At 63.3% G+C, this 23354-nt stretch carries 20 protein-coding genes; 10 read left to right on the forward strand and 10 right to left on the reverse strand.

The genetic code is table 11. The annotated features are described in order from the left end of the window. Window positions 1-155 precede the first annotated feature (155 nt). The 8 genes from F3H98_RS14720 to F3H98_RS14755 all read left to right on the forward strand — a co-directional run bounded on the left by F3H98_RS14720 (window position 156) and on the right by F3H98_RS14755 (window position 8093). On the forward strand, window positions 156-671 hold the full coding sequence (locus tag F3H98_RS14720; protein ID WP_149760901.1) for an RNA polymerase sigma factor: 516 nt from the start codon (window positions 156-158) through the stop codon (window positions 669-671). A 141-nt stretch (window positions 672-812) separates the two neighbouring features. Further along, entirely contained in the window at window positions 813-1739 is a 927-nt protein-coding gene (locus tag F3H98_RS14725; RefSeq protein ID WP_244621728.1) for a FecR family protein, read from the forward strand. A 146-nt stretch (window positions 1740-1885) separates the two neighbouring features. Continuing rightward, window positions 1886-4168, forward strand: a complete 2283-nt coding sequence (locus tag F3H98_RS14730) for a TonB-dependent receptor (RefSeq protein ID WP_149760903.1) — start codon at window positions 1886-1888, stop codon at window positions 4166-4168. A gap of 35 nt (window positions 4169-4203) precedes the next feature. Then, window positions 4204-4488, forward strand: a complete 285-nt coding sequence (locus F3H98_RS14735; protein WP_149760904.1) for a DUF2218 domain-containing protein — start codon at window positions 4204-4206, stop codon at window positions 4486-4488. 42 nt (window positions 4489-4530) lie between these two features. Further along, window positions 4531-5433 (forward strand): siderophore ABC transporter substrate-binding protein, encoded by a 903-nt coding sequence (locus tag F3H98_RS14740; protein WP_149760905.1) that lies wholly within the window; start codon window positions 4531-4533, stop codon window positions 5431-5433. Then, entirely contained in the window at window positions 5430-6404 is a 975-nt protein-coding gene (locus tag F3H98_RS14745) for an ABC transporter permease (protein WP_149760906.1), read from the forward strand. Before F3H98_RS14740 ends, F3H98_RS14745 begins: the two co-directional genes overlap by 4 nt. 25 nt (window positions 6405-6429) lie before the next feature. Further along, the gene (locus F3H98_RS14750; RefSeq protein WP_149761041.1) at window positions 6430-7338 is read left to right on the forward strand and encodes an iron chelate uptake ABC transporter family permease subunit; all 909 of its coding nucleotides are present in this window, start codon (window positions 6430-6432) and stop codon (window positions 7336-7338) included. Beyond that, window positions 7335-8093 carry an iron ABC transporter ATP-binding protein gene (locus F3H98_RS14755; RefSeq protein ID WP_149760907.1) on the forward strand — a complete coding sequence of 253 codons (759 nt, stop codon included), beginning with the start codon at window positions 7335-7337 and terminating at the stop codon, window positions 8091-8093. Before F3H98_RS14750 ends, F3H98_RS14755 begins: the two co-directional genes overlap by 4 nt. A gap of 13 nt (window positions 8094-8106) precedes the next feature. On the opposite strand, the gene F3H98_RS14760 is transcribed toward F3H98_RS14755, so the two are convergent. The 9 genes from F3H98_RS14760 to F3H98_RS14800 form a co-directional block, all read right to left on the reverse strand. Then, entirely contained in the window at window positions 8107-9753 is a 1647-nt protein-coding gene (locus F3H98_RS14760; RefSeq protein WP_149760908.1) for a GMC family oxidoreductase, read from the reverse strand. After that, a complete protein-coding gene (locus F3H98_RS14765; protein WP_149760909.1) occupies window positions 9717-11222 on the reverse strand; it encodes an FGGY-family carbohydrate kinase in 1506 nt (501 codons plus the stop codon). The genes F3H98_RS14760 and F3H98_RS14765 overlap by 37 nt, the downstream gene beginning before the upstream one ends. Then, window positions 11219-12064 carry a class I fructose-bisphosphate aldolase gene (locus F3H98_RS14770; RefSeq protein WP_149760910.1) on the reverse strand — a complete coding sequence of 282 codons (846 nt, stop codon included), beginning with the start codon at window positions 12062-12064 and terminating at the stop codon, window positions 11219-11221. The genes F3H98_RS14765 and F3H98_RS14770 overlap by 4 nt, the downstream gene beginning before the upstream one ends. Beyond that, a complete protein-coding gene (locus F3H98_RS14775) occupies window positions 12006-13781 on the reverse strand; it encodes a glycerol-3-phosphate dehydrogenase/oxidase (protein ID WP_149760911.1) in 1776 nt (591 codons plus the stop codon). The genes F3H98_RS14770 and F3H98_RS14775 overlap by 59 nt, the downstream gene beginning before the upstream one ends. Before the next feature lie 21 nt (window positions 13782-13802). Then, complete coding sequence (locus F3H98_RS14780) at window positions 13803-14792, reverse strand: aldo/keto reductase (RefSeq protein WP_149760912.1); 990 nt, start codon at window positions 14790-14792, stop codon at window positions 13803-13805. Then, a complete protein-coding gene (locus F3H98_RS14785) occupies window positions 14789-15766 on the reverse strand; it encodes a sugar-binding transcriptional regulator (RefSeq protein ID WP_149760913.1) in 978 nt (325 codons plus the stop codon). Before F3H98_RS14785 ends, F3H98_RS14780 begins: the two co-directional genes overlap by 4 nt. A gap of 5 nt (window positions 15767-15771) precedes the next feature. Next, complete coding sequence (locus F3H98_RS14790) at window positions 15772-16800, reverse strand: ABC transporter permease (RefSeq protein WP_244621735.1); 1029 nt, start codon at window positions 16798-16800, stop codon at window positions 15772-15774. Between the two features lie 5 nt (window positions 16801-16805). Then, window positions 16806-18326, reverse strand: coding sequence for a sugar ABC transporter ATP-binding protein (locus F3H98_RS14795; RefSeq protein WP_149760914.1), 1521 nt, complete (start codon window positions 18324-18326; stop codon window positions 16806-16808). 65 nt (window positions 18327-18391) lie between these two features. Beyond that, complete coding sequence (locus F3H98_RS14800) at window positions 18392-19369, reverse strand: substrate-binding domain-containing protein (RefSeq protein WP_244621736.1); 978 nt, start codon at window positions 19367-19369, stop codon at window positions 18392-18394. Window positions 19370-19724: 355 nt separating this feature from the next. Here F3H98_RS14800 and F3H98_RS14805 point away from each other — a divergent pair, with 355 nt between their 5' ends. Next, window positions 19725-20162, forward strand: coding sequence for a c-type cytochrome (locus F3H98_RS14805; RefSeq protein WP_149760916.1), 438 nt, complete (start codon window positions 19725-19727; stop codon window positions 20160-20162). Between the two features lie 10 nt (window positions 20163-20172). After that, entirely contained in the window at window positions 20173-21129 is a 957-nt protein-coding gene (locus F3H98_RS14810; protein WP_149760917.1) for a c-type cytochrome, read from the forward strand. 94 nt (window positions 21130-21223) lie between these two features. Here F3H98_RS14810 and F3H98_RS14815 read toward each other — a convergent pair whose 3' ends face one another. Then, window positions 21224-23344, reverse strand: a complete 2121-nt coding sequence (locus F3H98_RS14815) for a S9 family peptidase (protein WP_149760918.1) — start codon at window positions 23342-23344, stop codon at window positions 21224-21226. Between the last annotated feature and the right edge of the window lie 10 nt (window positions 23345-23354).

Consider the following 23354-nt stretch of genomic DNA (forward strand, 5'->3'; position numbering starts at 1 on the left):
TTAAAATAGTAAAGTTTTAGAGCGAACCGTCTGGTTTTTTGGAATCTCTCTAAATCATTGCGGTTGCAGGCTTTTTTCTCGTGCACTAGGGAGCGGTTCATCTCGAGGGTGTCGGGGTAACCGACATTCCGCTTCAATTTCCGGGTGTGCGACGCGTGACGACAAACGACCAAACGAACCTGCTTTCCGCTTTCGCCATGCTGCGGCCGCGCGCCGAGGCGATGGCGCGCCGGCGTGTCGGTTGCGCCTTTACCGCCGAAGACATCATGCAGGATACGTGGATCAAGCTGGCCAATGTCAGGCGGGACGATACGATCAGCAATCCCGCCGGCTTCGCCATCAAGACTGCGATGAACGCGGTCGTCGGTCATTTTCGCAAGCAGAGGCGCCGCACCGAGATCGACGCGGAGGTCAACGATCTGTTGTGGCAATCGGTCGACGAATTGTCGCCGGAGCGCATCGCCTTGGGACGCGATGTCTTGCGGGTGGTCGACGCGGCGCTGAAGAAGATGCCCGAAAGGAGCCGGCGAATCTTCCTGATGAACCGCCTCGGGGGCGTTTCCCATCGCGAGATCGCACGCCGGCTCGGTATCAGTGAGGAGGCCGTCTACTACCACATCCGTCGTGTGGTTGAACGGCTGGGCGAATTGCGGGACCAACTCGAAAAGTAGATTTTTTGCCTTTGAGCTTAGGCGTAGGACCGGCTTGCGTGTCTATGATATGCAAACCTGTTGAAGCGCCCGCGGGCGCCAGCTACGTGACGGCGAATGAGCGAAGCGCGAAAACGAAGCGACACAGATCACGCGATCGCGATGGATGCGCGCGATTGGATCGTCCGGCTGAATTCCGGCAGCGTCAGCAGCGAAGAACTCGACCGGTTTAACGCGTGGCAGGCACAATCGCCGGCTCACGAGCGTGCATTCGCGCAAGAACGCCAGTTCTGGCGACTGCTTGGCGGGCTTGAAGGCAGCGAAGCGGCGGCGCCTTTGCCCGCTTCGACTGTTTCGCGGCGGCGAGGCCCGGTCAGCCGCCGTACATTTCTGGCTGGCGGGGCGCTGGTTGCGGGCGTAGCTATCGCAGCACCGGCACTCGTGACCTGGCTGCGCGCTGATTTCGTCACCGGTTCGGGTGAACAGGCAAATGTGGACCTGCCGGATGGTTCGGCCGCACTGCTCAACACCGACAGCGCCATCGCCGTCGACTTCAGCGCGGGATCGCGTCGGGTCGACCTGCTTGGCGGAGAAGTGCAATTCTCGGTGAGGCCCGATGCGGCCTCGCCCTTCAGGGTTCTTTCGCTCGGCGGGACGAGCGAAACCGCGGGCGCTGTCTTTGCAGTGCGATCCATCGATGGCGAGGTGACCGTCACATGTGCACAGGGCGTCGCTTCGGTGACCGGTGGCGATGCGGATGCGGCTTCGCCGGTTCAGGTGTCTGCCGGGCGGCAGACGCGATATGCCAAAGGCCGGGCGCCGCGGCCGGCTGCGGCGATTGACCTGGATGTCGAACTTGCCTGGCAGAATGGTCGGTTGGTGTTCGAAGGCAAACCCTTCGGAGCCGCCATCCGGGAACTCGGCCGCTACATTTCCGAACGCGTCGTCATTGCCAATCATTCCAGGGACGATGTGCCGGTCAGCGCGGTCTTTTCGATGAGCGGAGTGTATGAGGCCATCGAAGCGCTCGCCCACACCCAAGGGCTTGCCGTGCGCCGGGTTCCTGGCGTGGCGATCCTGATTTCCTGACTGGAACCACGTTTCGGGCTTTTCGAGAAATTCTCCAAAAAAGATGAACGGGCGTCTTTAGGCGCTGGCCCGGCTGGCGCGTCAAGGCTGTGTGAGGTTGGCCGTTCGCGGCCGGCAGGTGGGGCATTGTGCATGGGGATTTGCTGATGATCGGAATGGTTTTGCGCGGCGCTGCGGGCAGGGGCCTGGTTTCAAGGCTGCTGCTGGGAACCGCACTCGCCGTAGGCGTGGTGCCGATATCGGGCATGTTCGGCGGGGCGTTTGCGCAATCCGCCGACACCCACAACATCAACCTGCCGGTCCAGCCGCTTGGCCGCTCGCTGCGGCAACTCGCTGACCAGACTGGTGTACAGATTGCATATGGCAGCGCGGTCTTGGGCGACAGGAACGCGCCGATCGTTGCCGGCACGATGTCGACGGAGCAGGCGCTGACGCGGCTGCTAGCCGGGAAGGGTCTGAGCTATCGCTTCACTGGAGCCAATACGGTGACGATCCTATCGGCCCCCTCTGGCGCAGGCGGTGCCGCTGCCGGCGGTGCCGCTGTCGCGGAGCCCGGCGCGACCGTACTGGACACGATCAACGTCACCACGCAGGGCGGTGGCAGCGTGAACCACATCGAGATATCGGCCGAAGAACTGGAACAAAAGCGGCCGACCGATCTGCAGGAACTGTTCGCGGATGAGCCGAAGGTTTCGGTCGGGGGCTCCTTTGTCGCCACGCAGAAAGTCTATGTGCAGGGCATCGAGGAAACCAACCTGGCGGTCACCGTCGACGGCAGCCGCCAGAACAACAAGGTCTTCCATCACAACAGCACCAATCTGATCGATCCGACCTTGCTGAAGGCGGTCGGCGTCGATGCGGGCGTCGCGCCGGCGGATGCCGGACCGGGAGCCTTGGCGGGATCGATCGCCTACGAGACCAAAGACGCGCGTGATCTTCTTGATCCGGGCGCTCGTTTCGGCGGTTTCGCGACGAGCAGCTACGATACCAACAGCCACACCTTCGCGACCGGCCTTTCCACTTACGGCGCGACCGACGGGTTCGACTATCTCGGCTATCTGAATTTCGCGCGCGGCGACAATTATAAGGCGGGCAACGGGCAGGTTGTTGACGGCACCAGCGCCGACCTGCTGAGCGGCCTGCTCAAATTCGCATACGAAGGCCAGAACGGCTACCGCTTCGAAGTCAGCCACGAACAGGTGCGCGACGATGCGCCGAGGCCCTTCCGCGCCAATATAGGAATGATCACGGGCCGGCCGGCCTGGGAGCCACGTGTGCGCGACTACAAGCTCGACCGCCGCAATACGGTCTTCACCTTCACGGACACCACGCCCGAAGGCTGGTGGGATCCGACGATCCTTTTCGCTTACAGCCGGGCCGATGTGGAAACGCTGGTGACGACGCGCGTCGAACAGTTCCCGGCAACCGGCACCACCGAGAGCTTCAACGGCAAGGCTGAAAACCGGTTCGCGCTCGACATGGGCAGCGTTACCGCCGGTTTCGACTTCTACAATGACAAGGCCCTGCTCGACGCGAACTATGACGCCTCGGCGGAAAAGGCCAGCAATGCCGGCTTCTACGCGCAGGCCAGGATCGAGCCTTTCGACCGCACGCGCCTGTCCTTCGGCGGTCGCGGCGACCATCAGTGGTTCACCGGAACCAGGGGCGAGGAGTGGGAGAACTCCGGACTGAGCGGCAACATTTCGGGCGAGTACGATCTCATGCCCGAATTCCTCACCGCAAAGGCTGGCTATTCCCACGTATGGGCAGGCGTTCCGCTCGCCGAGAACTTCATCATGAATCCGCTGTGGAACTATCGTGCGGGTCCCGAACCGGTTACGGCTGACAACTATACCGCGGGCCTTGTCGCCACCTATGAAGCGTTCACGCTTGAGGGCAACATTTTCCGAACCGACATCTACGATGCAAGGTCGGCGCGCTATGCGGTCAACCGGGCAATCGAGGCTCACGACATCCGTTCAGAAGGCTTCGACATCAGCGGCCGCTATAGTTGGGGCGCTGGCTATGTCAGCATCAAATACGCCGATATCGACGTCAACATCGATGGTCTGCCGGCCGACACCGATATAGGCACCTACCTCGCGACGCCAGTTGGCCAGATCTTCACCGTGGCCGCTGTCCACAATTTCGCCGAATGGGGGCTGACAGTCGGCGGCGATGTCGAGATCGCGCTCGATTATGACGACGTTGCGCCGGGCAACAAGCCGCTGGAGGGCTATCAGGTCGTCAATGCGTTCGTCGAATACGAGCCGCCGTCGCATCCGAATTTCACGCTGCGCGGCGAGGTCAGGAACATATTCGACGAAACCTATGCGAACCGCGCCACCTACGGCCAGGAGTTCGGCACCGTCCAGCCCTTGCTGGAGCCGGGACGGACATTCCGCATCAGCGCGACAGCGAAATTCTGAGAACCGCGCCCGGCAAAACCGGCAAGGAGATAGGGATGATGGAAGCAACAGGGCATTTTGCGACCGAGCACGGACAGAAATATCTCGCCCAGCTCTGCAAGCATTTTTCGCACAAGATCGAAGTGGAGTACTCCGAACGGCACGGCGAATGCCGTTTCGAGATCGGTACCGCTGTGCTCGATGCTGAACCTGGTGCCCTCGCCATAAAAGTGGCCGCAGAGGATGCGGAACGGCTTCACCAGGTAAAAGCCGTCGTCGAGGACCATCTGGTGAGGTTCGCCTTCCGCGAGCCCGGGCGCAGCGTGAACTGGAGCGCCTGAGGAAGTACCGGCAAACAATTCTGAAAGCAGGAAGGGGCAGGCATGAGGCATTTTCGGCTGTGGGCCGGTTTGATGGGCGTTCTTGCGGTTGTCGGCACGGCCGCCGCAGCCGAAATCACCACGGCGACCGGACCTGTGACGATCGACAAAGTGCCGGCCAAGGTCGCGGTTTTCGATATCGCGGCGATCGACACGCTCGACCGGCTCGGCGTCAAGCCTGACGGCATTCCACAAAAGCTGTATCTCGGCGAGCTTGCCGACGTGGCGCAAGGCGCGGCTGTTGTCGGCGACATCTTCGAACCGGATCTCGAAGCGCTGAACGCGCTGGCGCCCGATCTCATCATTGTTGGCGGGCGTTCGTCGACCAAGGCCGAGGCGACATCACGCGTGGCGCCGACCATCGACATGACCATGGACGGCGACGATCTCTTGGCGCAGGCCAAACAGCGACTCGCCGCTTATGGCCAGATATTCGGCAAGACCGAACAGGCGACGGCAATCGAGAAGGAACTGGACGCCTCGGTCGCCGCCGCACGGCAAGCCGTGAAGGGCAAAGGCAAGGCGCTCATCGTGATGACCAATGGCCCGAAGATCTCGGCCTATGGACCGGGCTCCCGCTTCGGCTGGATTCACAAGGCGCTCGAACTGGAAGCCGCAGTAGGAGAAGTCGATACGGCAACGCATGGCGAGGCGATTTCGTTCGAATTCATCAGTAAGGCCAATCCCGATTGGCTCATCGTGCTCGATCGTGCTGCGGCGATCGGTTCGGGCGAGCAGGGCGCCAAGGCGACGCTCGACAACGAGCTGGTGGCGCAGACGACGGCCGCCAAAAAGGGCCAGGTGATCTATCTGCCGTCCGCTGATTTCTATATCGCCGCCGGCGGCGTGCAGGCGACGCAACGGGTGCTCGCGATCATCGAAAGTGCGTTCGAAAAGGCGCAATGACGGCGGATTTGAAGCCCAGCGTGAATGCCTGGCTGGCTGCGGGAGTGGGCCTTGCCGCACTGTCTGCGATCAGCCTGTGCATTGGCGTGGGCGACATGCCGCCGACCGGCCTGTGGAGCGATCCGCAAGCGCTGCAATTGCTGCTGGTGAGCAGGCTGCCGCGCACGCTGGCCGCGTTGCTCGCCGGCGCTGGACTGGCGATTGCCGGCCTGGTGATGCAGATATTGGCGCGCAATCGCTTCGTCGAGCCGACGACTGCCGGAACCGGGCAGAGCGCTGCGTTTGGCATCCTCATCGCGACGCTGCTGTTTCCTTCCGCCTCGCTGGCGTGGAAGACAGTGTTGGCCAGTGTGGCAGCGCTTGCCGGCACCTCGCTTTTCCTTGCCGTCGCGCACCGGTTGCCCCCGACGCAGCCATTTCTCGTCGCACTCTTCGGCCTGGTTTACGGCGGGGTCGTTGGCGCTGCCGTCACCTTCGTCGCCTGGCAGGCCGACCTGCTGCAGTTTCTCGAAATATGGACCACCGGAGAATTTTCCGGCGTGTTGCGCGGACGTTATGAGATCCTGTGGGTCACGGCGGCGGCCGTCGCGCTCGCCTGGTGGATCGCCGATCGCCTGACCATAGCCTCGCTTGGCCGTGACGCCAGCGTCGGGTTGGGCCTGAACTACCGGCGGGTCGTGCAGCTCGGGCTGGTCATCGTTTCGATCATCTCTGCCCTGAGCGTCGTGGTCGTCGGCATGATCCCGTTCGTCGGGCTGGTGGTGCCCAATCTCGTCTCGCGTTCGCTTGGCGACAATCTGAGCGCGGCGTTGCCACGGGTCGCAGCAACCGGCGCAGCGCTCGTGCTTTCCTGCGACATCGTCGGACGGCTGATCCGTTATCCCTACGAGATACCGGTCGGCACCGTGTTGGGCGTAGTGGGGGCGGGGCTCTTCCTGTGGATACTGTTCGGGCGGGCGCAGCGTGTCTGAACGGCGTCTCTGGTTTCTGGTTGTTATGGCTGCCTTGCTGTCAGCGGCTTTCATGTTTGTCGGCCTGCGCGGCAATCTCGCCTTCGCACTCGAATTGCGCGCTGTCCGGCTGCTGGCGCTGGTGCAGGTCGGCGTGGCGATCGCGGTTTCGACCGTTGTTTTCCAGACCGTGACGGCGAACTGGATCCTGACGCCGTCGATCATGGGCCTCGATGCGCTCTACCTGTTCTGCCAAACGGCACTTGTCTTCGTCTTCGGAGGTTTGGGATTCGCCAGCCTCGACCCGCGCCTGAAATTTTTTGGCGAGGTGGCGCTGATGACGACGCTCACGCTCGCGCTGCTCCTGCCGATGCTGCGGCGGCGTTTTGACATCGGCCTGCTCCTGTTGACCGGCGTCGTGCTGGGGGTGCTGTTTCGTAGCCTTTCCACATTGCTTGCGCGTCTGATCGACCCGAATGAATTCGCGGTCGTCCAGGCCGCGAGTTTTGCCGATTTCAACGCCGTCCGCTCGGACCTGTTGGCGGTCGGGCTGGTGTTGACGTCCATCGGGGCGGTGATTGCCTGGCGCACGCGCCATACGCTCGACATCCTGGCGCTGGGCGCCGACAGCGCCGTTGGGTTGGGGGTGAACCGAAGCCGCACTGTCGCTGCCCTGCTGCTGCTTGTGGCCGCACTTGTCGCCGTGTCGACGGCGCTGGTTGGCCCCGTGACCTTCCTTGGGCTGCTCGTTGTCGCGCTCGCCGAGCGTATCGTGAACAGCCGTCGCCATCCCCTCCTGCTGCCGGCGGCCGCGCTGACGGCGATCATCGTTCTGGTCGGCGGACAGATGCTCTTGCAGCATGGTTTGGGCGGCGTATCGACGCTCGGCGTCGTCATCGAATTTGTCGGAGGGGCTGTGTTCCTGGTCATGCTGCTGGCGGCGGGCAAACGATGATTGAAATCGAGCAGGTTTCGCTTCGGTACCGCGACGCCAAGATTCTCCAGGATGTAAATCTGACCTTGCCGAAAGGTGGCCTCACCGCTCTCATCGGCCCCAACGGCGCTGGCAAATCCAGCCTGTTGTCGCTCATTGCAAGGCTGCAGCCGCTGCAGTCCGGGCGCATCCGCGTCGACGGGCTGCCGGTTGACACCACGCCCAGCCGCCAACTGGCCAGAACCCTTGCCATCCTGCGACAAGATGCGGGTGTGGCAAGCCGGCTGCGCGTGCGCGAACTCGTCGGTTTTGGCCGGTTTCCGCACAATGGCGGGCGCATTGACGACGCGGACCGGGCACTGATCGACAAGGCGTTACGGCAATTCGAGCTGGAGGAGTTTGCCGACCGGTTTCTCGACACGCTGTCGGGCGGCCAGCGGCAGCGCGCACTGGTGGCGATGACGTTTTGCCAGGGTACCGGCTACATGCTGCTCGACGAACCGCTCAACAATCTCGACATGTTCTTTGCGCGCCAGTTGATGAGGCACCTGCGCGCGGCTGTCGAACAGCAGAATCGGACCGTCATCGTCGTGCTGCACGATGTGAACCACGCCGCCGTCTATGCCGACCGGATCGTGGCGATGAAGGCAGGCCGCATCGTCGCCGACGGAGCCCCCGCGGACGTGCTGCGCCCGGATGTGCTGGCGGACGTGTTCGGCTACGCGATCGAGGTGACGGAGGTTGCCGGAAAGCCTTTCGTGCTGCACCACCTCTGAGCCGGAACGGCGCTCACCTGCCGTCGGCTGCAATCATCTGGGCTGCCTTTTCCGCGATCATAACGGCCGGGGCGTGGGTGTTTCCCGAAACGATGGTCGGCATGATCGAGCAGTCCGCGATCCGCAGGCCGGCGAGACCATGCACGCTCAGCCGGGGGTCGACGACCGCCGTGCTGTCCGTTCCCATTTTTGCGGTGCCGACGGGGTGAAAAATGGTGGTGGCGATGTCGCCGGCAGCGCGCGCCAGTGCGTCGGCCGATGTGATCTCGGGGCCAGGTTTGAATTCCTGGGGGTTGTAGCGCTGCATGCGTTGCGTTGCCATCAGGCGTCGTGCGGCCCCGATCGATTCCACCGCGACCTGGCGATCGGTTTCGGCGCTCAAATAGTTCGGCGCGATCGCCGGGTGATCTGTCGCATACGGCGAAACGATGCGGACATGACCGCGCGAATCCGGCCTGAGGTTGCAGACCGACACGGTGATGGCCGGGAACGGGTGCAACGGCTCGCCGAACCTGTCGAGTGACAGCGGCTGGACGTGGAATTCGATATTTGGCGTGTCGAAGCGCGGATCCGAGCGCATGAAGATGCCGAGCTGGCTCGGCGCCATCGCCATCGGGCCCGAGCGGCTCAGCACATATTGCAGCGCGATCTGTGCCTTGCCGAAGAGGTTCGATTGCCATTCGTTCAAGGTGCGCGCGCCGGCGATCCTGAAGGCGGTGCGGATCTGTAGGTGGTCCTGCAGGTTCTCGCCCACGCCAGGCAGGTCACGCAGGACGGGGATGCCGTGCCGCGCCAGCAGCGCGGCCGGTCCGACGCCAGACAATTGCAGAAGTTGCGGAGTGCCGATGGCGCCGGCCGAAAGGATCAGCTCGCCGCGTACTGCGACTTTGGCAGGCTGGCCGGCCAGCCTGAGTTCAAGACCGGCGGCGCGCTGTCCTTCGAAAATGATCCGCTCGGCATGCGAGCCGGTACGAACCGTCAGGTTGGCGCGATGACGGACAGGCCTCAGGAAGGCGCGCACGGCGTTGAAGCGAAATCCGGCCTTCTGGTTCACCTCGAAATAGGAAGAGCCGAGATTGTCGCCGGCGTTGAAATCGTCAACCTGTGGCACGCCGAGTTCTTCGGCAGCCTCGCGCACGGCGTCGAGGATCGGCCAGGATAGGCGCTGGCGTTCGACGCGCAGCTCGCCATCTTGCCCGTGAAACGGCCCGCCGAGCGCATGATGGTTTTCCGATTTTCGAAACAGCGGCAGCACGTCGTCCCATCCCCAGCCGGGGTTGCCGAGCTGTCGCCAGCGGTCGTAGTCGGCGGCCTGGCCGCGCATGTAGATCATGCCGTTGATGGACGAGCACCCGCCCATCACCTTGCCGCGTGGATAGGCCAGCGCCCGCCCGTTGAGCCCCGGCTCATTGACCGTGGAATAGCCCCAGTCGGTGCGCGGATTGCCCATGCAGTAGAGATAGCCGACCGGAATGTGGATCCAGTGGTAGTTGTCGGATCCGCCGGCTTCCAGCAAAAGGACGCGCTTGCTCGGATCGGCGCTCAGCCGGTTTGCGAGCACACAGCCGGCCGATCCCGCGCCGACGATCACATAGTCGTAGATGCCGAGATCGTGCCGTTCGTTCACGCCGCGTCGATCTCCTGGCGATAGCGACGCCATTTTTCGGGCATCTCCCCGGCAAGCTCGCAATAGAGCCGGTAGCGTGCGTCGGTGAGGGATTTGTTAGATGCCCGCGGCTGATAATGGCTTCTGGTGCGCACCATCCTGGCGATACCGGTTTCGAACGACGGGAAAATTCCGCCCGCGACGCCCGCCGCGATGGCGGCGCCCAGCGCTCCGGTTTCCTGGCACTCGGCGACCGTCACCGGGACGCCAATGATATCGGCAAACATTTGACACCAGACCGCACTGCGCGAGCCGCCTCCTGAAAGCGACGCCTTGTCGAAAACCGCGCCTGCGGAACGCAAGCGTTCGATATGGCGGCGATGCTCGAAAACCACGCCCTCGTAAAGAGCGTACAGCATCTCGGCCTTGCCATGCCAGCCCGCCAGGCCGAAGAACCCACCACGCGCATCGGCATGGGTGGCCGAACCGTAGAGGAAGGGATGAAAGAGCGGCAGGTCCGGGTTCAACTCTACCGACGCGACCAGCTCGTTGCACGCTTCGAATGCCGCCGTGCCGTGGCCTGCGCCGAACTCGTGGACGAACCATTCCAGGTTGACCGCCGAGGTGGCGCTGGATTCGATCGCCACGTAGCGGTCCGGCCGCCAGGTCGAGGCGTGGAAGATGCGGTCATCGACCAGCGGGGCGTCGCGCACGACCTGGTTGATGCCCCAGGTTCCGGCCACGATCGCGGCTTCGCCGGGATCGTGCGCGCCGGAGCCGATCATGGAGGCGATCACGTCGAAGAAGCCCGCCGCGACAGGGGTGCCGACGGCAAGCCCGCTGGCCTGAGCCGCGGCAGGACTGACCGTGCCGGCAACCGCGTCGGATTCGACCAGCGGCGGCAGCATATGCCTGGCGTCGCCGAGCCCATAGACGTCGAGCAGCCCGTCATCGTAGCGCCGTTCAGGCAGACGCAGCAGCCCGGAGCCGCTCATGTCCGAAAAGTCGGAGACGCGCTGGCCCGTCAACATGAACGTCAGCACGTCCTTGCCCAGCATCGCGGTTGCGGCGCGGCGGTAGATCTCCGGCCGGTTCTGCTTGATCCAGAGCAGCAGCGTCGCGGTTTGGGCCGGCCATGGCCGCTGCAGGCAAAGCGGATAGACGGCATCGCCAAGGTCAGAGTTGCGCAAGGTGCCCGCCAGCGCTGCCGCGCGGTTGTCGATCGACTGGATGCCGACGAGCGGCTGTCCGTTCTCGTCAAGAAGATAGAGGCCGTTGCCATGGCCGGCGGTGCCGACGGCGGCGATGTCGGCGCCGTTCGCGCCGGCCTTGTCCAGGCATTCGCGAATGGCGGCGCCGGCGTTGCGCCAGAGTTCGGCGATGTCGCGTTCAACGTGGCCGGGGTGTGGCTTGCGCGATTGGCCCTCGAGCGCAGCGCGCGCCAGCATATTGCCGTCGAGGTCGAACAGCACCGCCTTGACCACCGTGTTGCCGGCGTCGATCCCGAGCAGGTACCGGCTCATGCGGCTGTCTCGTAGATGCGCCAGGCTTCCGCGTCGTCGACGCCGTCATGGATCATCGCCATCAGCGCCTTGACCACGCGCCCTGGATTGTCGTGCTGGTAGATGTTGCGGCCATAGACCATGCCGGCAGCGCCCTGCCGCATGAGCGCATACGAATTCGCAAAGACCTGACGCAGATCGGCTTTGCCTCCGCCGCGCACCAGCACCGGACACCGCGCCGCCTCGACCACCCGGTGGAAATCGGCGGGATCGGTCGTCGGATCGGCCTTGACGATGTCCGCCCCCATCTCGCGCGCCAGCCTAACCAGCGTCACGATCTTCTCGGCATCGCCGTCTACGAGATAGCCCCCCTTGTCGCTGTTAGGCTGCATGACGAGGGGCTCGATCATCAGCGGCATTCCGTATTTCTCGCAATCCTGTGCGACCTTCGAGATGTTTTCCACGCATTGGCGGAAGAGCGCCGGCTCGTCGGGCAGCATGAACAGGTTGACCACCACGCAGGCGGCATCCATGCGCAGCGCCGGCGCGATCGGATCATGAGCGTTCTGAAGCACCGCCCACATGTCGCGATGGCGGGTTCGGTTGTAAGGATTTCCCATGTCGATGCGCATGACCAGCGCCGGCTTCACCTTGCCCGGCATTTCCTGCAGCAGGTCGGACTGGCCGTAATTCATCTGGATCGCATCGGGGCCGGTCTCCGCAAGAAGCCGCACGACCTTGCCCATGTCTTCCAACCCGTCGAGGAACGATGGTTCGTTGCAGACGCCGTGATCGATCGCGACGTCAAGACATCTGCCGTTTCCGAAGAGGCGGTTCATGCGGACTTTCCGGGACTGGTACATCGGCTTCCTTTCGAGGGAGGTTGCGCGCGGCTAGCGCGTCGGCGTCGAGGCCGTGATTGGTGGCGAGCTGGGAGACAAGGTCTTCAACTTGCCTGCGTCTTTCGTCCGCGCTCCAGAAGAGCACGCCGGCTGCAATCGCGCTGAGCTCTTCGAGAGCGGCAAGCGACAGTTCACCACTGAACGCGATCGCTGTGCGCCGCAGTATGAGATCGCCGAGCGTTGCCACATGTTCGTTTTCGACGATCCATTCGATCTCGGCGCGGCTGTAGGAGGGAAGAGATGCGACAGGGCCGTCCTCGGCGGGCGGCACAAACTGCCGCGCTCGTGTGCCGTAGCGTTGCAGGAGTTCAGTGGCGCGGCCCTCACATATTCCACCGAATTGGGCTTCGCCTTTCAGCCATTGCGCGCGCGCCTGGTTCGATGCGGGGTAATCGGCGCCACCACCGATCGCCAGGGAATCGGTGCCGACGCCGCGCGCCATGCCGATCTTGCCCAGCACCATGTCCGCCGCTTCCGCGCCGAATGCGCGGAACGTCGTCCATTTGCCCCCGATGAGGTTGAGCGCAGGGACGCCAGCCCGATCCAGCCACTCACAGCTGTGATCGCGCGAGATCGCGGCATTGACGCCGGTTTCGCCGCGGGGCAGCGGCCGAACGCCGGAAAAACGGAAAAGGATATCTTCTTCGGTAATGGCAACGGCCGGGAAAACCTCGCGCACTGACTGGAGGATGTAGGAGGTCTCGTCGTCCTCGCAGCGCACTCCCTCGGGCGTGTCCACGCTGATATCGGTCGATCCGGCCAGCACGTTGCCGAAATGCACGAACAGGATGCAGACGCGACCGTCGCGGTTGGCGAAGTAGACCATCTTGTCGCCGAGCGCCTCTACGAGAGCTGGGCTGCGAAGCACGAGATGCGATCCTTTCGTGCCGCCTATGAACTTTGGCGCCTCCGCCGCCAGAAGTGCATTGGTGAGGTCGATCCAGGCGCCCGTCGCATTGACGATGACGTCGGGCTGCACACAAAAGGTCTCGCCGGTCAGCGTGTCCTTCAAGGTCGCGACAGCACCGTCCAGCCCTGCCATCTCCACATGGTTGAGGGCGAGCGCCTGCGGCGCATCCCGCTCGACATCCAGGATCATCTCGATGCCAAGTCGTTCGGCATAGCTGATCCTGGCGTCGTGGTAGAGTGCCGCGCAAGTGATCTCCGGACTCAAGGCCGGCCAGCGTTTGCGCGTTTCGGTACGGCCATAAAAACTGTTGCGCGGCAACGGGTTTCCGCGCCCGGAGTAGAAATCGTAGAGGGTCAATCCGAGCTTGACGATCAGCGAGCCGCGCGCGCCCGGCTTCGGCGTGCCACCGAAGAAGCGCGAGATGGCCGCGCCAATACCCGAAAGATGACCTGACATTGGAATGAGTGTCGGCAGCGGGGAGACGTAGTGCGGCGCGTTCTGTAGCAGCCGGTTGCGCTCGCGCAGCGACTCCCTGACCAGCCCGAATTCGCCGTTTTCCATATAGCGCAAGCCGCCATGGATCATGCGCGAGGGAGCCGAACTGGCTCCGCTCATGAAGTCTCCGCGTTCGACCAGCAGCACGTCGACGCCCTGCAGGGCAAGCTCGCGATAGGTGCTGATGCCGTTGATGCCGCCGCCGACGACAAGCGCCGCGACGCGGCGTCTGTCGCGCAATCTGCCCAGCCTCTCGTTGCGAGTGGTGTTCATGTTCGTCGGCTACGAATTGGTTCAGGCTGGAACGGCGTCGAGATGCGCGGCGATGGCAGTGTCGACCTCGGCCAGTTCGGTGGCTGTCAGGCACAAGGCGCCCGCCTTGCCGTTCTCCAGTGCCTGGGTCGCGTCCCGCGCACCGCACAGCGCATAGGTGATGCCCGGCTGCGCGACCGTCCAGGCGATGACCAGTTGCGCGACGCTCGCGTCCTTTTCGCGCGCCAGCGGTTCGACAGCTGCCGCGAAATCGGCCGCGCGCTGGCGGTTTTCCCGCGAAAACCGCGGATTGTCCTTGCGCTGGTCGTCCCCCTTGAACGCGCGGTCCGGACCGATCTTGCCCGACAGAAGGCCGAGCGACAGCGACGAATAGCTGAGCGTGGAGACATCGTTAGCCGCGCAAATGGGTAGGAGGGTCTTCTCGATCTCCCGGTCAAGCATGCTGTAGCGCTCCTGAATGGCGTCGACGGGACCAACCGCCAGATAGGCGTTCAAATCCTCGGGGCTCGCGTTGCTGATGCCGATGGCGCGGATCTTGCCGGACTTCTTGAGTTCGAGCAGGGTTCCCATGGTTTCGGCAATCGGTGTCGTCGGGTCCTGCCAATGGGTAATGTAGAGATCGACGTAGTCGGTACCCAGCCGGCGAAGGCTCTCGTCCAGCTCATACAGGATGCCGTCACGGCCGAGATAGCGGTGCACATTACGGCCGAGCTCGTCGAAGAAATGATTGCCTTTGCCGTGGTGCCAGTTGAGGCCGCATTTCGTGGCGATCACCGCCTCTTCGCGGCGACCCTTGATGGCAATCCCGACAAGTTCTTCCGCCTTGCCGAGGCCATAGGCCGGGGCCGTATCAATCAACGTCACACCGTTGTCGAGCGATGCCCGTATTGCGGCAACCGACGCGTCATCGTCATGCCCGCCCCACATCCAGCCGCCCATCGCCCAGGTGCCGAGCCCGACAGCGCTGGCAACGACGTCGGAGCGGCCCATCTTCCTGCCTGCGTCGGTCATGAAGTGCCTTTCAGATTTTCGAGAACTTTTGCGGCGGTCGCCTCGTCGGTGGCGAGGAGGTCGAGGTAACCGCCCTTGAGCACGCTGACGATCGGATCGATCTTGCGTGCCCCGGCGGAAATGCCGATCGCCAGAGGTATGGCTCGTACCTCGTCCGGCGTCAGGGCGACGACACGCTCGTTGAGCGGGTAGTCGCAAAGCGCGCCGTCGCCGTCGATCAGATGCGCGACCAGTTCGCCGCTCGCTCCGGTCTGCCTGAGGTCCGGCAAATGCGGACCACCGGCCCCCTGAAGATTGAAATAGGTCGACGCCTCGGAACTGACCGACCCTATGCCCACCAGCGCGATCCTGGCGTCACGGGCCCGCGCCAGCACGTCGCTGACTGTGTGCAGCGACATCAACACATCGCGTTCGGTCGGCGAGCCGGCGAAGATCGGCGCATGAATCTGATAGGCCCGCCCCTGCAGCTTCGAGGCAAGCTGGGCGGCGAGATGGTTGACATCGATGAAGTGCTTGCCCTGGACGCCGCCCGTCGCCGGCACGACCGTCACGTCGTAGGCGCGGGTCGGCGCAAGTGCGGCAACGACGGCGCTGACGCCGAGGCCGCCGGAAACGCACAGAGTGTCGCCATCCCTGAGGTTCGCCAGCACAAAGTCGGCGACGGACTTCCCCGCTGCCCGCAGATTGACCTCTTCCTGCTCAGACGCCGAGGGGACGACGATGGCCTCCTTCAGCCTGCCGGCCGCAGCCAGTTCGCGCTCGAGATCGAACAGCGACGCGAATGGCGACGTCACCGATATCTGGACGTAGCCGCGCTCATGACCTTCCTTGACCAGGCGATTGACGGTGGGGTGCGAAAGTCCCGTACGCTTCGCTATCTCGGCCTGGGAGAGGCCTTCGACATAGTGCAGCACAAGCACGCGATGGATCTTGCGCAGCCGCTCGAAGTCGTCGTTGGTGGAATTCGATGCCATGGTTTTCACTTTGCTGCGACGCGGCCGCGGGCGGCCTTGCGCTTGTGCAGGAGGTGATCGAACGCCACCGCCGCAAACAGGATCAGTCCGCGTATCGTATCCTGCCAGTAGGGCGAGACGTCGAGAAGTATCAGCGAGCTGGAAACCACCGACAGGAGGGCCATGCCGAGGATGGCGCCCAGGATCGTGCCGGTGCCGCCGTTGAGGCTGGCTCCGCCGATGACCGCTGCTGCGATGATGTTGAGTTCCATGCCGACGCCGAAGGTTGGCGTCGCCGCGCCGAAGCGGGCCATGTAGATGACGCCGGCCACGCCCGCCAGCGTCGAGCACAGGACGATGCAAAAGAACTTCACCCGGTCGGTGCGGATGCCGGAATAGGCGGCGGCGCGCTCATTGGAGCCGGTGTAGAAAACCCGCCGGAACATTGTCGCCTTGCGCAACAGGATGTCGAAAACCGCGACCACCACGACGAAGATGAGGATGACCACAGGCACCCCGTAGATGGTGCCCTGGCCGATGAATTTGAAGCTTGGCGGCAAGGCGAAAAGCGACAGCGGCGTGCCGCCGGTGATCGCCAGGCATAGCCCGCGCACGATGACCATCGAGGCCAGCGATACGATGAAGGAGTGCAGGCCGATGCGCGTTACCGACAGGCCCATCAGCACGCCGACGCCGGAGCACGCGAGGATCGCCAGCACGCTCGATGTCCATGGGTCGAGCCCGGCCAGAAACAGGTAGCCGCCGACCACCATGGCGAGGCAGACGACGGAACCGACCGACAGGTCGATCGCGCCAACGATCAGCAGGACCGTCATCCCGACGACCACGATCCCTTCGATTGCGAACGACAACAGCATTGCCCGGAAGTTGGACCAGGTGAGGAAGTAGGGCGAGGCGAAGGTCATAACGGCGCACAGCGCCAGGATGATAAGCACCAGGCCCATTTCGCGCATGTTGCCGACACCGCGCAGCCAACCGTAATGTTCCTTGCGCACCGTCCCAAGCTCTGGGGTTTCCACCGGCGATTGGCTCATGACGGTCATTTCCCCCTCCGTTCGGCATTGCCCAGCCCCGAAGCGAGGCGGATCAGCGTTTCTTCCGTCAGGTCTTCGCCAGACACCACGCCTGCGATCCGGCCTTCGTGCACGACGATCACTCGGTCGCAAAGACCGATGAGCTCGGGCAGCTCGGATGAGATTGCGACGATGCCCGTTCCCTGATTGGCCAGATCTCGCAGGATGCGATGGATCTCGACCTTGGCGCCCACATCGACGCCGCGCGTCGGTTCATCGAGCAGGATCACCTTGGGGTTTACCGAAAGCATTTTCGCGATCGCGACCTTCTGCTGGTTGCCGCCGGAGAGCGTAGACACATTGTCGTCCACCGAACCGCGCCGCAGACGCAGCGCATCGCCCAGCCGTTCGGCCTGCCGACGCTCCGAAGTGCGGCTGATGAAGCCATAGCGTGTCGAAATCCGGTCGGGATCCAGCGCCGATACGTTGGCGGCAATCGGCATGTCGAGGAATACGCCCGAACCCTTTCGGTCCTCTGACAGATAGACCACGCCGTTGGCGACGCTGTCCTGATAGGTTGCCGGCGAAATGTCCCGGCCTTCGAGCCTGACGGTGCCGCGCAGCCTTTTCATCAGGCCGCAAATGCCGAGCGCGATTTCAGTGCGGCCCGAACCGATGAGGCCGGCGACGCCGAGCACCTCGCCCTTGCGCAATTCGAAACTGACATCCTTGAAACGGTTGTCGTCGGACAAGCCCTCGACGCAAAGCAGGGTAGGAGCCTTGCCGCTCGCCTCGTTTTTCTCGGGATAGAGGCTGCCCAGCGAGCGCCCGACCATCCTGGCGACGACTTTTTCCGGCGTCATGTCGGCGATGTCATCCGTCGAAACATGCCGGCCATCGCGCAGCACGGTGATGCGGTCGCAATTGTCGAAGATTTCCGCCATGCGATGGCTGATGTAGATGATCGAGATGCCGCGCTGCTTGAGCCTGGCCATGATGGCGAACAGCTTGCCAGCCTCGCGCTCGGTCAGCGCGGCGGTCGGCTCGTCGAGGATCAGGATCGTGCAGTCGAGCGTCAGCGCCTTGGCGATCTCGACGATCTGCTGTTCCGAGATCGTCAGGTCGCCGACCAGCCGGTCCGGTGCAATGTCGCCCAGGCTGGAAAGCACCTCGCGCGCTTTCTCCCTGATTTCTCCATAGTTCATCCAGAAGGAACGCCGCCGGTTCGTCGCGGCCATGAAGATGTTCTCGGCCACCGTCATGTCGCCGCAAAGCGCGATCTCCTGGTGCACGAAACCGATGCCCAGCGCCTGGGCCTGCTCGGGTGACCGGATGTCGGCCAGCTGGCCGCGGATGCGGATTTCGCCGCTGTCGGGCGACAGGATGCCGTCGATGATGTTCATCAACGTGGATTTGCCGGCGCCGTTCTCGCCGGCAAGGGCATGTACCTCGCCGGCGCGCAACGCGAAGTCGACATCCTGCAAGGCCTGCACCGGGCCGAATGCCTTGCTGACGCGGCTTACTTCCAGTGACGTTTGCTGATCCATGACGGTCGACTCTGGGTCTCAGGGGGCTGGCCGAAGATTATGTCCGGCCAGCCCTGCCGGGGAGCTTACTCTTCGATGCCCTTGGTGCCGCGACGCTTCAGATACGCGTCCCAATAGAAGTCGTCGGCATTGTCCTTGGTGACGACGGCAAAGCCGTTGTCGACGAACGGCACGCCCATCGGATTGTAGCCGGCGCGTTTCCAGTCGTTCATCGGGTCGATCAGTTCCGGATGCTTGGCCATGAACAGGAGCATGAAGCCCATGTAGCCCTGGATGCCCTGGTTCGGATTGACCGCGCCGAATACCTGTCCGGCCTTGATCATGTCGAGGATCTTGCCGTTGACGTCGGCGTTCATCACCCTGATCTTGCCGCCAAGTTCCTGTGCGGCCTGCGCGGCGCCGAGCGCCGAGTTGGCTTCCGGCATGAACAGTGCGCCGAGGTTCGGATTGGCCTGCGCCATCGACATCACCGCCTGGTAGGCCTTGTTTGCGTCCTGGTTGGTTGCGGCGCGGCCAACAAGCTTGATGTCCGGGTACTTCTCGGTCATGCGCGCCACGAAGGCGGCGACCCGCTTGTCGTGGTTGTCCTGGCCGGGGTTTTCGAGGATGCCGTATTCGCCCTTGCCGCCCATCGCCTCGGCGATCACATCGGCCGCGTAGGAGCCTTCGCGGTTGTTGTCCGAGGTCACGTAGGAAGCGCGCTTGCTGTTGGGGGAATCGGCGGCGAAAGTGACCACCGCCACGCCGGAATCGACGGCGCGGTTGATAGGCTCGATGAACGGATCGGAATTCATCGGGTGCACGAGAATGCCGGCCGGCTGCTTTGCCAGAACCTGATCGAAGCTCGCGATCTGTTTGTTCACGTCATATTCCGGAGTGCCGGTGTAGGCGGTCTTGCAGCCCATCGACTGCGCAGCCTGCTTGAAGGCTTCATAGACCGGGAACCAGTATTCCACGCCCGAAACCATCACGTTCATGTAGTAGGTTTCGCCTTCGCTGCACCTGAACTTGCTTTCTTGCGCATGTGCGGCCGACGCAAGCATCGACACGCCTGCCGCCACGGCCAACGTCCACTTTCGAAGATCCATGTTCACCTCCCGTTGCGGGTGGGCCCTCTCTCCGGCGCACCCAGTAGATGAAATAAATTTCACGTTGTGATATCTATTTCTTGCATTGCATAAAGCCGCTCCGGGGAAGTGTCAATGAGAAGCGGAGCGTTTTCGTCGATGGGGTTTCGTTGCGTCTCCCCGATGCCCCGCAAGGGCAGCGGCAACGACCTCACACATTCACAAAAGCGTGAAGACCGATTGCGGGAATTTCTGCTCCAATGAGGCCGTTAGCGTTGTGGGGTCATTGTCCCTTCTTGCATCGTCCAATCAGCATCCACCGGAGGAATTCATGAGAAAGCTTATACTTGCCATCTCAGCCCTGGCGCTCGCCGGAACGGCCGCATTCGCTGACCCCATTGCCGATCGAAAGGCACTGATGAAGGCGAACGGCAAGGCCGCGGGCGCTCTCTCGGCCATAGTCAAGGGCGAGCAGCCATTTGACGCCGCTGCCGTGCTCGCGGCGCTGACGACGCTCAGCGAAAACGCCTCGAAGATCGATGTGGCGGCGCTGTTCCCGGCCGGCAGCGATAAGGGCGACACGACCGCATCGCCAAAGATCTGGGAAAACACGGCCGACTTCCAGGCCAGGGTCGACAAGTTAAAGACCGACACGGCCGCCGCTGTGGCGGCGCCACCGGCGGATGTCGACTCGTTGAAGGCAACGCTCGGCACCATCGGCAACAATTGTGGCGGATGCCACGAGAATTTCCGCATCAAGAAAGGGTAATCCCGACGCGATGGCTTCAATCGGAAAGCTGGCCGGCGCCGTGGTGGCGCTGGCTGGAGTCGGTGCTGTCGCAGCCTGGTTTTTGTCGGCGCCCGTCCGGCTCGATGCCGGGGCGGTAGCCGCGCTCGGTACTGGCGATGCAAAACGCGGCGAACGCATCTTCTGGGCAGGCGGCTGCACGTCCTGCCATGCGCGGCCGAAATCGGAAGGTCCGGCACGGCTGGAGCTTGCCGGCGGCCTGGAGCTGAAAACCCCGTTCGGCATTTTTGTCGCGCCGAACATCTCTTCCGATCCGCAAGACGGTATTGGCTCCTGGTCGGCCGAGGATTTAGCCAATGCGATGATGCGCGGGGTCTCGCCGCGGGGCAGCCACTATTACCCGGCGTTTCCCTACACGTCCTACGCCCGCATGAAACCCGCCGATATCGGCGACCTTCATGCCTTCATGAAGACGCTGCCGGCCGTCGAAGGCAAGGCCGCCGGCCATCGGCTGGGATTCCCGTTCAATATCCGCCGCGGCCTCGGCTTCTGGAAACGGCTTTATCTCACAGCCGAGCCGGTGCTGGCGCTGCCGGAAGGCACGCCGGAAGAGGCGCTTGCCGGCCAGTATCTGGTCGAAGGGCCCGGCCATTGCGGCGAATGCCACACGCCCAGGCAGTTCACCGGTGGATTGAAGAAAGACCAGTGGCTGGCCGGTGCCGTCGCTGCCGAGGGCGATGGCATCGTCCCGAACATCACGGGCGGCGAGGGCGGCATCGACACGTGGTCGGCCGGCGACATAGCCAGCTTCCTGGAGACCGGGTTCACGCCGGACTTCGATTCGGTCGGCGGCGCGATGGTGGCGGTGCAGCGGAACATGGCGCAGTTGCCGGCGGCCGACCGGGAGGCTATCGCCGCCTACCTGAAAGCCATCCCGCCGCATCCGAACGGCTATCCGCCGCCGAAGCCGGAAGAGCCGAAAGGGTAACCTGTCCAGGGCCGTTTTCGATGTTCGGCGGCATAGACGCCGCGTCGAACATCGTGCCGATTTCGCTGGCCCGTGCCGTTCAGGTTCGGCTCGATCAGCTGCTGAAGGGTCCGACGTTCGCCTTGCCTGCGGCTTTCAATGCAAACGCGTAGGTAAAGGCGATTTCCTCGAGGCGCGAGAACCGCCCGGAAGCTCCGGCATGGCCCGCATCCATGTTGATCTTGAACAGCGCCGGGTTGCCGGATGCACTGCGTGCCCTGAGCCGCGCCACCCATTTCGCCGGCTCCCAATAGGTAACACGCGGGTCGGTGAGGCCCGCAACCGCCAGGATCGGCGGGTAGGGAAGTGCCGCGACATTGTCATAGGGGGAATAGGCGGCGATCGTGCGGTAGTCGTCTTCGGACTGGATGGGGTTTCCCCATTCCGGCCATTCCGGCGGCGTAAGCGGGAGGGTGTCGTCGAGCATGGTCGTCAGCACGTCGACGAAAGGCACCTCGGCGATGATGGCACCGAAGGCTTCGGGCGCCATGTTGGCGACAGCCCCCATCAGCATGCCACCGGCCGAACCGCCCTGCGCCACGATGCGGTCGTGCGCCGTGTATTTCTCTGCGACCAGGTGACGTGCCACCGCGATGAAGTCGAAAAACGTGTTCATCTTCTTGGCCCGCTTGCCGTCCTCGTACCAGGAAAAGCCCTTGTCCTTGCCGCCGCGCACATGCGCGATGGCGTAGACGAAGCCACGATCGGCGAGTGACAGGCAATTGGTGTTGAAGGAGGCAGGAATGGCAATGCCGTAGGAGCCGTAACCGTAGAGCAGGCAGGGTGCTGTGCCGTCGAGTGGCGTGTCGCGGTGATGGATCAGCGAAACAGGCACCAGCTCGCCGTCGTGCGACGCCGCCATCAGGCGGCGCGTCACATAGTGTTCGGGATCGTGGCCGGACGGCACTTCCTGGGTCTTCAGAAGCGTGCGCTCACGCGAGCGCATGTTGTAGTCGAACTGCTGCGCCGGCGTCGTCATCGACGAGTAGGTGAAGCGCATCGTCTCGGTGTCGTATTCATAGGAGCCGGAAAGGCCGAGCGAGAAGGCTTCCTCGTCGAAGGCGATCATATGTTCCTCGCCGCTCGCCCGCTCGCGCACCACGATTCGCGGCAGGCCATCCTTGCGCTCCAGCCGGACCAGAAAATCCTTGAAGGAGAGGATCGACAGGATCAGCCGGCCGGGCTCGTGCGGCACCAGTTCCTGCCAGTTGGTGCGCGACGGATCGGCAACCGGCGCGGTGACGATCTTGAAGTCCTTGGCGCCGTCGGCATTGGTCAAGATGAAGAAGATGTCGCCGCCTTCCTCAAGGTCGTATTGCAGCCCGGTCTCGCGCGCAGCCACGATGCGTGGTGAAGCAAGCGGATTGTCTGCTGGCAGCAGGCGGTATTCCGAGGTCTCGTGATCGTTGATTGCGATGAATATCCACTCGTTGCTGCGGCTGCCGCCGACACTCATGAAAAAGCCCGGGTCGGTTTCCTCGTAGATCAGCCGGTCGCCGCTGGTTTCCATGCCGAGGTCGTGGAAGAAAATCGTCGATGGCCGGTGATTGGCGTCCACACGGGTGTAGAAGAAGCCGTCGTTCGACGCGCTCCAGACGCCGGAGCCGCCGGTGTCGGCGATCCGGTCGTCAAGATCGGCGCCGGTGGCGATGTCGCGCACGCGCAACGAGTAGAATTCGGAACCCTTGTCGTCGAATGCCCACAGCAAGCGACGGTGATCTGACGAATGGTCGACGCCGCCTATGCGGAAGTAGGCTTTCCCCTCCGCTTCGTGATCGCCATCGAGGATGATTTCTTCCGCCCCGCCGCCGCTGGGAATGCGAAAATAACGGGGCTGTTCTCCACCGAGCTTGAAGGATGAACCATAGGCGAACGGGCCGTCCTTCATCGGTACCGAGGAATCGTCCTCCTTGATGCGGCCCTTCATCTCGGCGAACAGCTTGGTGCGCAGCGCGGCAGTGTCTTCCATCAGAGCCGACTGATAGGCGTTCTCGGCCTCGAGGTGGGAACGGATCGCCGGATCGAGGGTGGACGGATCCTTGAAAACCTCCTGCCAATTGTCCGCCCGCAGCCACGCATATTCATCGACGCGTGTGATGTTGTGCCGGGTGTCGGCGTGCGGCCGTTGTTCGGTTTCTGGCGGCGTGATCTCGGCAAAGCGGGTGTTTTTGATCATCGGGTTCTCG

The organism is Neomesorhizobium albiziae (assembly GCF_900114255.1).
GTDB lineage: Bacteria > Pseudomonadota > Alphaproteobacteria > Rhizobiales > Rhizobiaceae > Neomesorhizobium > Neomesorhizobium albiziae.